Consider the following 13,190-nt stretch of genomic DNA (forward strand, 5'->3'; position numbering starts at 1 on the left):
CGCCCGATGTCGCTCAAAGACGATCTTCTCGAAAAAGGGTATTTGCCCGAAAACCTACCACCGCCTTTCGTGACGCAGGCGATCGGTGCCAATCTTGCCGCCCGAAATGGGTGGCTCACCGACGGGAAGCATCCGGTACGCTCATCTCCGTTCAACGCCTCGAAACGAGGCATGACACGCCGGGAGTTCTCGTTCGTCCATCCGTCGACCGCGCATGACCTTGCGCGCTTCATAGCGGATCGCGAGACGGAGCTGACAGACCATTTCGCACTGTCAGACTTCAGCCTCTCGAAGCCCGTTCACAACCCAGACCTCGACAGAGCCGTCACGATCGCGTCCCATTCGGAACTTGAGAGCGCCAGGCTTTCGCGACTGGCTCGGTATCGCTTTGTCGCCCGCACTGACATCTCGCGATTCTATCACTCGATCTACACTCACTCGATACCTTGGGCGGTGCATGGAAGGGCCGCCGCAAAGGCGGATCGCAATCCGGTATCTGCGAACTGCTATGCAAACCGCCTAGACTTGATCGTGCGAGCTGGACAGGATGGCCAGACGATTGGAGTTCCCGTCGGCCCCGATGCCTCTCGATACGTAGCCGAAGCGATCGGCACGGCGATCGACCAAGAGTTCGTCCGTAGGGGGGGACACCAGAACTGCGATGTGATCCGCCACGTCGACGACGTGTGGATCGGCGCCGACACCCATGCCGCAGCCGAAGAGGCCCTCTGGCGATACCGGGAGGCCATCAGATTCTTCGAACTGGACATCAACGAATCAAAGACGGCGATCTATTCCGACAACTTTTCCTTCTCCGACACTTGGCCGACCGACATTGCCGCCAAGTTCGAGTTCGCAAGCGAATCGCCGGAACGGCGCATTCCAGAGCGCCTACGGGCGGCACTAGAATACGCCTTCTCGTTGACCGCCAAGAACAATGACGACGGCGTGCTCAAATACACCTTGCGCTACTTCGACCGATCGAACCTGGCCGCCACCCAGTGGCCCGTCGTGGAGCCCTTCCTAAAGCGCGCGGCCGTGCACTTTGGCCATTCCATAGACTACGTCGCGCGGATCATTGTCTGGCGGCACCTGGCCTTCCGTGATCTTTCCATCGCGGACTGGTCACCGATCCTAATCGCGATACTCGATCGCCACGGGCGCCTAGGAAACGACGGGGAGGTGTCGTGGGCGCTGTATGCTGCGATACGGCTGGGCGTGGAGATACCTCCAGGCACTGCCGACTTGATAATACAGAATTGCAGCCCTCTGACGTTGCTGGCTCTCCTATCCTGCGTCGAACAGGGACTAGTGCCACCGGCCGCGTTTCAGACGGCTGCCGAAATGGTCGCGAACGAGAGTGCTTCGGGACCATATTGGCCGTTGCTCCTGGAATGGCGGTCACGCCAATGGGCCGGCAGCGCCAACCTGACTATCAGCGACGATCTGATCGACGATCTTGCACAACAGGGCATCACGTTGTTCGAACCTAACCGCCTTCCCAGTGTCTTCCAAGATCTGGATGAGAACGACTTCGGATCCGTCACATTCGCAATCGAAGAACGATCGAGCCAGTACGATGATGGCGAGGATGAAGATGAGGATTTTGCCGAAGATGAGGATGATCCCTTCTGACCGACGTGCTTCGCTCCACAAGCCGCTCAGGTCAGAAGATCAACTTTGTTGGGGCCCGGCATATGACTCGCAGCACGGTCTGCGTCTCTTGGTATGCACTTCTCGGCGGCTCGGAAGCCACGTTTAGAGCTCTCGCCAATTCCCGGCTCGTCGTTAGAATGGTTACCAAAGGGGAGTTGGATGCCGTATTGGGATAACCGCCCAGCCAGTATTTCGAACATCAGGCTCTACGTGCCCGGATCGGGCTGGCGGCAGGCGACGGACGAGGCGTTGGAAGCGGAGGACGGGCAGTCAAAAGCTGGCGCTGCCGCTGAAATCTCGAGCGCGCTGCTGAACGTCCTCAATGCGACCAACGTAGTCGTACTGACCGGCACAGGATCGTCTTTCGCGGCCAACAATCCGCCTGGGGGGCCGACCCCCGCAGGCATGTGGCAAGTTTGGGAGGCGGTGCGCGCGGCGACGGGCCCGCAGATCTTCGACGCCGTAGTGAACACTTTCGGCGCGGTTCGAATTGGTGAGAACATCGAGAAGCTCCTGTCGATGTGCCGTCTCTATCTGGAGCTCAACGAGGTCGGCCCAGATGGGCAACAGAGCGAAGAGCGTCAGCGCGTCGTCGCCTTCGCGCCCGCAGCGGAAACGGCAATCCTCCGCAGAGTGGATTTCGTCGACGCCTCCACCAACCTCGATGCTCACTCGGCGCTCGTTCAGAAGATTGGTCGGCGAAGTGCGCGTAAGCCGCGCGCGAAGCTCTTCACTACGAACTATGATCTGTGTTTCGAGGAAGTCGCCAGACGCTCACGCTTCATGCTGGTCGACGGCTTCTCCCATACTCTCCAGCAGACTTACGACCGGCTCAACTTCGGACTGGACATCGTCCGGCGCGACGGCGGGAGAGACAGTCCGGACTACGTTCAGAACGCGCTTCAGTTCTACAAGCTGCACGGGTCCATCGACTGGCGTCGGCATGGCGGCGAGATTCTGCGTACCCGCGAGCAGATTGGCAGTCCGGTGCTAATCTACCCGAGGTCGAGCAAATACCAAGAAAGCTTCGAGGCGCCCTATCTGGACATGTTGTCGTCTTTCCAGTCGGCGCTGCGCGAACCCGACACCGCTCTCCTTGTTTCCGGGTTCGGCTTCAACGACGACCATATCAGCAGTCCCGTTATGTCGGCGGTGGAATCCAATATGTCGCTCCGACTTGTGATCTGCGATCCGGCATTCCTCACCAACGAGGCACTCGAGGGGGGCGGGCACGAGCTCCCCGTCGGCGCGTTACCTGGCAATCGCTTTGTCGCCGCCTTCAGGAGCCTTGCCGATGCCGGCGACGCCCGCATCCACCTTATGAACGGACGCTTCCAGGACCTTACCTCCGCACTTCCGGATCTGGTCGGGGAGGACGATCGTGAACGCCACGTCCAACGGATGCGCAGTCTCCGGGACGCGGGTGGGGCTAACCAGTGAAACTCGCCAACCCAGTCGAAAGCAATCGCTACGTCGGCACGGTCACGCAGGTGACCGCATCATACGTGCACGTGAACCTTCCAAACGCAGCCCCGGGGCGCGAGCAGCGCGGGACATCACTCGGAGCGGTCGGTGACTTCGTGTTTGTCGACTGCGAACGTTCCTATGTGCTCGGCCGCATAGTCGAGACACGCCTTCCCGACGGAGAGCGGCTGACCGTCGAGCCCTCGATCGGAACCGATGGTACGGTGAACCCAATTGGCAGGGTTCAGCTGCTTGCCGCCGTCGAGCAGCAGTCGAACAAGCTGAAGCGTGGTGTCGTGCAGTTTCCGCGAATTGGTGACGGCGTATATCTCGCCGAATCCCACCTGCTGGCCACCCTGATCAGGAACGCCGTTGCGGACGCGAACGACCTTACGTTGAGCATCGGCCGGATCGACGCGGCAGATGGCGTCGACGTCTGCCTGCCGCCGGACAAGTTGTTCGGCCGGCACTGTGGCGTGTTCGGCGCCACCGGCGGCGGCAAGAGCTGGACCGTCGCGACACTGGTGGAGCAGTTGAAAGCGGCGGGTGGCAAGGCAATCGTCCTCGATCCAACGGGCGAATTCGCAGACATGGACTGCGTCGACACCACCTACACCTTCGCTGAACCCGCCGGCGATCAAGTGCTCACGCACTTTCCCTACCAGCAGATGACCGAAGACGATCTCTTTTCGTTGTTCCGCCCTTCCGGACAGAGCCAAGGGCCGAAGCTACGCGAAGCGATCCGCAGCCTGAAGTTGGTGACGGCACTCGGAGCAGACGTGCCGCAAGGCGTTGTTGTGCACGAAGGCTTGATCGTGAAGGTCTCGAAGCAGCGGGCGCCGTTCCAGAACGCGGTTCGCGCAAACGCATTGCAGCTCCATGCCGCAGGATGCGCGTTCGATATCCAGAGATTGGCTGAGCAGATAAAGCAAGAATGCGTGCAGGCGATCAGCAGCCAGCAGCCAAACTGCTTTGGCAACGTCGACAACTCCACCCTAGCTTACTGTGAAACGCTGATCGCCCGCGTCAACACACTGATCGCATCGCCAGAGCTGCAGTGCGTTTTCGGCCAGCAAGGGGTTTCGCTCGTTGACCAGTTGCGCGCTTTCTTTGCCGACGATTCGCGCGACGTAGCCGTGGTGTCGTTCAAGGAGGTGCGGTTCGAGCACAACACGCGTGAAATCCTTCTCAACGTTATTGGCCGGTTTCTCTTGGCCGAAGCGAGACTAGGCATGTTCCGTACCGCGCCGATGGTCGTGTTCCTCGACGAAGCTCACCAGTTCTTGGGGCGCGCTGTCGGGGATGAATACGCCTCAGTGAAGCTGGACGCTTTCGGCATCATCGCGAAGGAGGGCAGGAAATACGGGCTGACTTGCGTTCTTGCGACGCAGCGTCCCCGGGACGTCCCAGCTGACGTCTTAAGCCAACTCGGCACATTAATAGTTCATCGCCTGACGAACGATCAGGATCGCGAGACAGTCGAGCGCGCGTGTGGGGATCTCGACCGGGGCGCCGCTCAGTTTGTGCCGATGCTCGCGCCGGGCGAAGCCGTCGTGATTGGACCTGAGCTGCCCGCGCCGGTTCCAATATTTGTTCGCCGTCCTTCATCCCCTCCAGATTCTCGGGGTCCAGCATTCCAGTCCTCATGGATGCAACGAAGGAACGCCAAGCTGGCTCAAAATGCCCCACACGCCCTGGTTGAAGAACCACCGCCCCTTCACGCAGCATGAAGGAAACTCGAACGACAGGCGATCTCAAACAGCGGCCTGAAGACGGGCGCCGCGCGCACAACCGGTTGCATAATGCCTCAAAAAATCTCTCGCCAAGTGTGGGGAAAAATGTGGGGTGGTCGATGCTCAAGCCCAAGAATTCCACGCCGAATCAAGCCACTAACTCGGAATCTGAGATTCCTCCCGCGAAGCCGAGCTGAGCCTGACCAGACACTTCGATTAGAGAGGCCGGCATCGACGGGGAGGGCGGCTCGAGTGGGCTTCACGCGGCATTTGAATTAGCTTTAGGTATCGGCATTGCGGCTTAGTCAGACTGCCTGCTGCCGGCCCGTTCAATCGCAACGGCCGCACCGACAAAACTGTCGATCATATCGGCGACGCATACATGTAGGCGATCCAGCCGTGCGGTAAGACTGCCCTGGAGTTGCTTCCGCTGCTCTCCGGTTCGTGGTCGCAGTTCCTCTCCGCCACCTGCCAGCGCGAACCCCCTGCCGGAAAGATTGATCACGCCCGCGTCGACAAACTCGTAATGCGCGATGCGATTTCGAGTGGATTTGCGTCCATCGGCGAGAATGTAGGAGAGGTCATTCTCGTGCCGACCGTGCGCGGCGGAGATAGCTTCTACGACCTGTGCCGGCGTCTGACGCGCGATGGATTTCGGCAAGGTCCGGAACGAATAGGATTCCGTTTTGAAATAGCTGCTGAGCGCTCCGGACAGATAGTCGAGGGCGCGGCGGGAGGCCAAGACGAAAGCCTGATACTCGAAATCGAGCTTTCGAGTGCCGCCCAGACCCATGGTCACGTTGTCCATGCGTTCGGCGAAATTGCTCGCTTGGAGGATCTCAGTGACTGCATCCTCCAGCGCGGCGAGGTTCGCCAGATGGTAGTGCGCTGCGGCCAGTGCGCCGCGAACATCGCCCAGTACGCCGTTTACGTGCGCGTGATACCACCTACGCTCAAGCCTTTCGTCCGCGCGCCAGGCGCTCACATAGGACGGCTGCGGGTCCGTGATGAAGCGGTGGAAGCGCGCAAAGGGCGCTTGGTGCACTTGGGGAATGTCGTAGTCGGCAATCGCACGGACTGCGTCCGTGCAACGCAACAGTTCCGGATCAAAAGCCTTGGCGAACAGCTTCGCGAAAATGTCGTCAGAATTTTCCATCTATCCTGACCTCTCTTGCGGGCACAAAACAGACCGAACGACGGTGTGCTTCACTCGGGCTGGCGCCAAATTGCCTCACTGCATCGCATAGCGCCCGCTACCTTCAATGCTACCTTGGAAGATGACCGCTGCTCACGATGGGCGCTAAGTCATTGAAAAGATGGTGGACGCACTTGGGCTCGAACCAAGGACCCGCTGATTAAGAGTCAGCTGCTCTACCAACTGAGCTATGCGTCCATTCCGGGCGTTTCCGGCGCTCTTGGTGAGTGCGCCGCCGCGTTTGGAGGGGCGCGGTTAGCAAAGCTTTGGCGCATTGCAAACCCTAAAATGCATGCGCCGTAAAATCCCTTACCAGCGCTGCTTGCGGCGGCTCTCGCGATCGATCGACATCAGCACGCCGAAGCAGATCATGAAGGTCATCTGCGCAGTGCCGCCGAAGCTGATCATCGGCAGCGGAATCCCCACCACCGGCGCCAGCCCCATCACCATCAGCATGTTGATCGACGAATAGAAGAAGATCGTCGCCGACAGCCCCGCCGCGGTCAGCCGGCCGAATCGGCTCTTGGCGCGCATGCTGACGCTGATCCCCCAGCCGATCAGGAAGCCGAAGGCGAGGATCAGGAACAGCCCGCCCATCAGGCCCCATTCCTCCATCATCGTCGCCAGCGCGAAGTCGGTATGGCCTTCGGGGAGATAATCGAGATGGCTCTGGGTGCCGTTGAGGAACCCCTTGCCGAAGATGCCCCCCGATCCGATCGCGATCTTGGACTGGCTGATGTGATAGCCGGTGCCGAGGGGGTCGCTCTCGGGGCTGAGGAAGACGAGCACGCGGTTGCGCTGATAGTCGTGAAGCACGAAATTGACGACGAGCGGGATCGCCGCAGCCAGCCCCAGTCCGCCGCCGATGAACAGCCGCAGCGGAATGCCCGCCAGGAACATCACGGCGACGCCGCTGCCGACGATCATCAATGCCGTGCCGAGGTCTGGCTGCAGCATCACCAGCGCCGCCGGCAGCCCGATCAGCACCGCGCCGGGCCATAGCGCACCGAACTTGCGGATCTCGCTGGCCGGCAGGATCTCGTAGAAGCGCGCCATCGTCAGCACGATCACCGGCTTCATCAACTCGGAGGGCTGGAGCCGGATGAAGCCGAGTTCGAGCCAGCGCTGGCTTCCCCCCGCAACCGCGCCCAATGCCTCGACGCCCAGCAGCATCAGCAGGATGACGCCGTACATCGGGAAGGTGGCATGCGCCCACCAGCCCTCGGGGACGCGCGACAGCGCGACCGCCATGCCGAGGAAGACGAACAATTTGGTGCCTTGCGAGAAGGCCCAGGGGTACATGCTGCCGCCCGCGGCGGAATAGAGCACGACCAGCCCGAAACAGCCGATCGCGAGGACGAGCAGCAGCACCTTCCACGGCAATTGCGCAAGCGGGGCGGGGACGATGCCGGGGCCAATCCTGCTCATTCGGCGCGATCCTCGTTGCGTCCGGCGACGTCGCCGACCGGCACGGTCGCATTGGCCGCGGCGGAGACGACGCTGCTCGCCGCCGCCTCGGCATCCTCGGGAACCGGCGGGGGAGGGGCGGCCTTCGCCGCCGCCTGCGCGGCCTTGAACGCATCGGCCTGGCGCGCCATCCGCTCGGTATAGGTGCCGCCCCAGCCTTTCTCGAGCTCGTGGAGCGACGCCATCGCCTTTTCGCGGTCGAACAGGAAGGTCATGATGTCGCGCGCGGTCGGCGCGACGTCGGTGACCGGATTGACGTGGCCGTGATGCTCGAGGACGATCGACGCGGCATAGCGCGGATTGTCCCAGGGCGCGAAGCAGACGAACAAGGCGTGATCGCGCAGCTTGAAGGGCAGCGCGGCATTCTTGAGCACCCCCGAGCTGCGCTCGGCCGTGGTGATCGCGCGGACCTGCGCCGTGCCGGTCTTGCCGGCAAGCTCGATCCCCGGGATCGGCAGGCGCGCCTTGCCGCCGGTGCCGCCGCCGTTGATCACTGCCCACATGCACTGGCGGACCGTCTGGATGTGCTGCGGATCGATCCCCAGCGACGGTGCCGGCTCATGCTTTCCGTCGAGCAGCAATCGCGGCACGATCGCGCGGCCCTGCGCCATCCGCGCTGCCATCACCGCGAGCTGGAGCGGATTGGCGAGGACCCAGCCCTGGCCGATCGATGCATTGACCGAATCGGCGATTGTCCAGGGCTGCTTGTATTTCTTTTCCTTCCACGCGCTGTCGGGGACGGTGCCGAAGCGCTGGCTGGTATAAGGCAGGTCGAAGCGCTGCCCGAGCCCCATCTCGCGCACGGTCGGGGCGAAGCGGTCGTAACCGAGCTCGCGCGCCATTACGTAGAAATAGATGTCGCAGCTCTGCGCCACCGCGCGTTCCATGTTGACCGCGCCGTGTCCGCGCCGGCTGTGGCAGTGAAAGGCGCGGCGCCCGACCTGGAGCGCACCGCTGCAATTGACCGTCGCGTGCGGCGAGATGCCGGCGCGCAGGATCGCCAGCGAATGCATCGGCTTGACCGTCGATCCCGGCGGATAAAGCCCCTGCAGCACCTTGTTCATCAAGGGCACGTGATCGTCGCCCGAGAGCATCTTCCATTCGCTTTGGCTGATCCCGTCGGAGAAGCTGTTGGGATCGTATCCCGGCATCGACACCATCGCGAGCACGTCGCCGGTCAGGCAGTCGAGCACCACGATCGAGCCCGAATTGTCGGCGAGCCGCCGCGCGCAATATTCCTGCAGCCCGGCGTCGATGGTCAGGCGGACATTCTGCCCCGGCACGTCCTGCCGCGTCGCCAGCTCGCGGACCAATTTGCCGCGCGCGGTGACCTCGACGCGCTTGGCGCCCGGCTTGCCCCGCAGCCGGTCTTCGAGCGTTTTCTCCAGCCCGTCCTTGCCCATTTTGAAACCGGGCGTGACCATCAGCGGGTCCTTGCTGGCCTTGTACTGTTCGGCCGACGCGGCACCGACATAGCCGATCAGATGGCCGACCCCGGCGCCGAGCGGATAGTTGCGCGTGAAGCCTTGCGTCGCCTGCACCCCCGGCAGCTCGGGCAGCCGCACGAGCACCTTGGCATAAGGCTCCCAGTCGAGGCTCTCCTTGACCTGAACGGGCCGGAAGCCGTTGGCGCGCTTGAGGTCGGTGGCGATGCGCGCCATCTCTTCCGCGGTGAGCGACAGGATCTGCTGAAGCGCGGCAAGTGTTTCCTCGCGGCGCTCGAGCCGGTCGGGGATCAGGTCGACACGGAAATCGGTGCGGTTGTTGGCAAGCGGCTGGCCATTGCGGTCGACGATCCAGCCGCGGCGCGGCGGGCTGAGCGTCTGGCTGACCCGATTGTCCTCGGCCATCACCTTGTAGCGTTCGTTCTCGAACACCGAGAGCCACGTCATCCGCCCGGCGAGGACGAGCGCGACCGATGCCTGCGCGCCGCCCATCAGCAGGGCGCGGCGCGAGAAACTGTAGGTTTGCGCGGCTTCGGTGACCTTCAGCACCTCACTGCTTCCTCACGTCACGGTCGAACCAGGCACAGAGCCGGTAGATTAGCGGAAACAGTGCCACCGAAGCCAGTATCTGGAGCAGCAGCGCGGTGTCGACATGCGCACCGAAGGGCGCGGCGACCAGCCGTCCCGCGAGCAGGCAGAAGCCGATCGCGCCCGAGGCGATCAGCCAGTCCTGCCAGAAATCGCGCCACACCAGCCGCGTGTCGAGCACGTCGATCGCCAGAACCGAGACAGTCCATAGCAGCATCGCCGAGCCCAAAGGCTGGCCGCTGACAATGTCGTCGAAGAGACCGAGCAGCACGGGCACCCAGACGCGCATCGAATCGCCACGCAGCATCCGCCAGCCGAGCAGCACCAGCAGGCCGAACGGCGGCAGGAACGGTACTACGGCGACGACCGGGATGAGGGTCATCAGCGACCCAAGCATCACCGATAGCGGGGCCAGCCATATCGCGCGCGGCGGCTTCTCCGACTGGCCCATCGGGATGAACTCGATGGGGCTCACGGTGCGGGCGTCGGAGTGGCCGACGGGGAAGGGGTGGGGGCGGGGCTCGGTACCGGTTCGGGGAGAAAGGCCTGCTGGACCAGCGCAAAGTCGAGCGAGTCCGGATTGGCGGCAGGCTGCGCGACTGCGACATCGCCCTGGGTACGGACTACGCGTCCCACCGTGATGTCGGGCGAAAAGACCCCGCCGGTGCCCGACGTGACGAACACGTCGCCGACCTTGAACCCCATCGTCGCGACGCTGGCCGAGCGGATGTCGAGCAGGCCGTCGCCGCGACCCGAGGCGATCGCCGGCAGCCCGTCGCGGACGCGGCGCACCGGCACGATGCTTTCGGGATCGACCAGCAGCAGCACGCGCGCGCTGTTCGGGCTGGTCTCGACCACCTGGCCGATCAAGCCCGTCGGATCGCGTACTGGCTGGCCGCGCTTGACACCCTGCCACGATCCGGCGTTGAGCGTGGCGTAGCGCCGCGTGCTCGACGACGAGCTGTTGACCAGCCGCGCCGCGACGATCGCGTCGGTGGTCACGTCGCGCAATTTGACCATGTCGCGCAGCCGCCGGTTCTCCTGTTCGAGCGTCTGCGCGCGCGCCACGGTCAGCGCGTCGCGGGCAAGCTGCTTTTTTAGGCGGGCATTCTCGCCGTGCACGGCGAAATAGCTGCCGATCCCTTCGGGGATCCCCGAAAGGCCGCGCCGTACCCAGTGCAGCCCCGAGGAAATGGGTGTGGTGACTTCGGCGAACACGCTACGCACCGCCGCGAATGCCGGCGGGTTGAACGTCGACAGCAGCAACAGCACGACGGCGATCAATGCGCCGCCGGCCGCCCCGACATAGCCGATGAAGAGCCCGTACTGCGCCCGCCGCGAAAATCCGGGGCGCCGGTTGCGTGGCGGCGCCATCGCCCGTGCTCCTAGACCTGGATGAGCACGCCGCGGAACATCGGATCCTCGAGCGCGCGCCCGGTGCCGAGCGCGACGCAGGTGAGCGGATCCTCGGCCACGGTCACCGGAAGGCCGGTCTCGTCGCGAAGCACTTCGTCGAGCCCTTCGAGCAGCGCGCCGCCGCCGGTGAGCACGATGCCCTGGTCGACGATGTCGGCGGCCAGTTCGGGGGCGGTGTTCTCGAGCGCGATGCGGACGCCCTCGACGATCGTCCCGACCGGCTCGCTGAGCGCCTCGGCGATCTGGCCCTGGTTGATCTGGATTTCCTTGGGCACGCCGTTGACGAGGTCGCGGCCCTTGATGTGGATCGTCGTGCCGATGCCGTCCGCGGGTGGACGCGCGACGCCGACTTCCTGCTTGATCCGCTCGGCGGTGGCTTCGCCGATCAGCAGATTGTGATTGCGGCGGACGTAGGAGACGATCGCCTCGTCCATCTTGTCGCCGCCGACGCGGACCGAGGTCGAATAGGCCAGGCCGCGCAGCGAGAGCACCGCGACTTCGGTGGTGCCGCCGCCGATGTCGACCACCATCGAGCCGATCGGCTCGGTCACCGGCATGCCCGCGCCAATCGCTGCCGCCATCGGCTCTTCGATCAGCCAGACCTGCGAGGCACCGGCGTTCGACGCGGCGTCGCGGATCGCGCGGCGCTCGACCGAGGTCGAACCCGAGGGCACGCAGATGACGATCTGCGGCCAGCGCATGAAACGGCGCTGCCCATGGACCTTCTGGATGAAGTGCTTGATCATCTGCTCGGCGACATCGATGTCGGCGATCACGCCGTCGCGTAAAGGGCGAATCGCTTCGATCGAGCCGGGCGTCTTGCCCATCATCAGCTTGGCGTCGTCGCCGACGGCCTTGACCCGCTTGACGCCGTTGAGCGTCTCGACCGCCACCACCGACGGCTCATTGAGGACGACGCCGCGCCCACGAAGATAGACGACGGTGTTCGCAGTGCCGAGATCGATCGCCATGTCGTGGGACATGAATTTGAAAAAGCGGGAAAAGGCCATTCGTTGTTCCGTCCTGCCGATCGGGCGCCCGCCGCCGGCTGTTCGCACCAGATTTTAGTCCGGACCCTTCCGGTGCGGACTGCGAAATCCGTCTCGGTGCATGCGCTTGTGGGTCGCGGGATGCCGCCCGTTGGGCTAGACGGACTGCCATGTCAATACGCCGTCTCCCCGAGCATCTTGTCAACCGGATTGCCGCCGGAGAAGTGGTCGAACGCCCTGCCAGCGCGCTGAAAGAACTGGTGGAAAACGCGATCGACGCGGGCGCCGCCCGGATCGCGGTCCGCCTCGCCGCCGGCGGCACCGACTTGATCGAGGTTATCGACGACGGCTGCGGGATGGCGCCCGCCGACATGGCGCTCGCACTTGAGCGCCACGCAACCTCGAAGCTGCCCGACGATGCGATCGAAGCCGTCGAGACGCTGGGTTTTCGCGGCGAGGCGTTGCCCTCGATCGCCAGCGTCGCGCGGCTGACGATCGAGAGCCGGGTGCGCGGCGCCGACGGCTGGTCGCGCACCGTCGACAATGGCGAGCTGGTCGCGGAAGGCCCTGCCGCACTACCGCCAGGAACGCGCGTCCGCGTCGAGCAACTCTTCGCCCGCGTGCCGGCGCGGCGCAAGTTCCTGCGCTCGGCGCGCGCCGAATATGGCGCGAGCATGGATGTGGTGAAGCGGCTCGCAATGGCGCGGCCCGACATCGCCTTCTCGGTCGAGCATGACGGCCGCAAGGTGCTGTCGGTGCAGGGCGGCGAGAGCCGGCCCGAGCGCGTCGCCGCGCTCACCGACCGCGACTTGGCTGGCAACAGCGTCGCGATCGACTTCCATCGCGAGAGCCTGGTGCTTGGCGGCGTCGCCGGGCTGCCGACCTTCAACCGCGGCGTCGCCGACCACCAATATCTGTTCGTCAACGGGCGCCCGGTGAAGGACCGATTGCTCGTCGGCGCGGTGCGCGGCGCCTTTGCCGAGATGCTCGCGCGCGACCGCCACCCGGTCGTCGCCTTGTTCCTCGAGATCCCGCCCGACCAGGTCGACGTCAACGTCCACCCCGCCAAGACCGAAGTCCGCTTCCGCGATCCGGCTTTGGTCCGCGGCATGATCGTCAGCGGCCTCCGCCGCGCGCTCGACGAGGCCGGCCACCGCAGCGTCCAGCGCCCGAGCGAAGCGGCGCTGGGCATGTGGCAACCCGAAAGCCCCTCCCCTTCAGGGGAGGGGTTGGGGTG

10 protein-coding genes and 1 tRNA gene are annotated in these 13,190 nt (G+C 64.0%); 4 read left to right on the forward strand and 7 right to left on the reverse strand.

Features of this window, described 5'->3' with window-relative positions:
* The first annotated feature begins 6 nt into the window (after positions 1-6).
* The 3 genes from AC3WJI_RS07130 to AC3WJI_RS07140 all read left to right on the forward strand — a co-directional run bounded on the left by AC3WJI_RS07130 (position 7) and on the right by AC3WJI_RS07140 (position 4,850).
* Positions 7-1,635, forward strand: a complete 1,629-nt coding sequence (locus tag AC3WJI_RS07130; RefSeq protein ID WP_492756564.1) for an RNA-directed DNA polymerase — start codon at positions 7-9, stop codon at positions 1,633-1,635.
* A 180-nt stretch (positions 1,636-1,815) separates the two neighbouring features.
* A complete protein-coding gene (locus tag AC3WJI_RS07135; RefSeq protein ID WP_492756565.1) occupies positions 1,816-3,096 on the forward strand; it encodes an SIR2 family protein in 1,281 nt (426 codons plus the stop codon).
* The gene (locus AC3WJI_RS07140; RefSeq protein WP_492756566.1) at positions 3,093-4,850 is read left to right on the forward strand and encodes an ATP-binding protein; all 1,758 of its coding nucleotides are present in this window, start codon (positions 3,093-3,095) and stop codon (positions 4,848-4,850) included. Before AC3WJI_RS07135 ends, AC3WJI_RS07140 begins: the two co-directional genes overlap by 4 nt.
* Positions 4,851-5,154: 304 nt before the next feature.
* Here AC3WJI_RS07140 and AC3WJI_RS07145 read toward each other — a convergent pair whose 3' ends face one another.
* The 7 genes from AC3WJI_RS07145 to AC3WJI_RS07175 all read right to left on the reverse strand — a co-directional run bounded on the left by AC3WJI_RS07145 (position 5,155) and on the right by AC3WJI_RS07175 (position 11,974).
* Positions 5,155-6,009 (reverse strand): hypothetical protein, encoded by an 855-nt coding sequence (locus tag AC3WJI_RS07145; protein ID WP_492756567.1) that lies wholly within the window; start codon positions 6,007-6,009, stop codon positions 5,155-5,157.
* A gap of 161 nt (positions 6,010-6,170) precedes the next feature.
* Positions 6,171-6,246, reverse strand: a tRNA-Lys gene (locus AC3WJI_RS07150).
* A 111-nt stretch (positions 6,247-6,357) separates the two neighbouring features.
* Positions 6,358-7,476, reverse strand: coding sequence for a rod shape-determining protein RodA (rodA, locus tag AC3WJI_RS07155; protein ID WP_492756568.1), 1,119 nt, complete (start codon positions 7,474-7,476; stop codon positions 6,358-6,360).
* On the reverse strand, positions 7,473-9,509 hold the full coding sequence (mrdA, locus tag AC3WJI_RS07160; RefSeq protein WP_492756569.1) for a penicillin-binding protein 2: 2,037 nt from the start codon (positions 9,507-9,509) through the stop codon (positions 7,473-7,475). The genes rodA and mrdA overlap by 4 nt, the downstream gene beginning before the upstream one ends.
* Before the next feature lies 1 nt (position 9,510).
* Positions 9,511-9,999, reverse strand: coding sequence for a rod shape-determining protein MreD (gene mreD, locus AC3WJI_RS07165; RefSeq protein ID WP_492756573.1), 489 nt, complete (start codon positions 9,997-9,999; stop codon positions 9,511-9,513).
* 20 nt (positions 10,000-10,019) lie between these two features.
* Complete coding sequence (gene mreC, locus AC3WJI_RS07170) at positions 10,020-10,922, reverse strand: rod shape-determining protein MreC (RefSeq protein ID WP_492756570.1); 903 nt, start codon at positions 10,920-10,922, stop codon at positions 10,020-10,022.
* Positions 10,923-10,933: 11 nt separating this feature from the next.
* Entirely contained in the window at positions 10,934-11,974 is a 1,041-nt protein-coding gene (locus AC3WJI_RS07175; RefSeq protein ID WP_315588603.1) for a rod shape-determining protein, read from the reverse strand.
* Positions 11,975-12,123: 149 nt separating this feature from the next.
* Here AC3WJI_RS07175 and mutL point away from each other — a divergent pair.
* On the forward strand, positions 12,124-13,190 hold a 1,067-nt coding region (gene mutL, locus AC3WJI_RS07180; protein ID WP_492756571.1), incomplete at its 3' end, for a DNA mismatch repair endonuclease MutL.

It is taken from the genome of Sphingomonas sp. FW306-1B-B10E, from assembly GCF_058782005.1.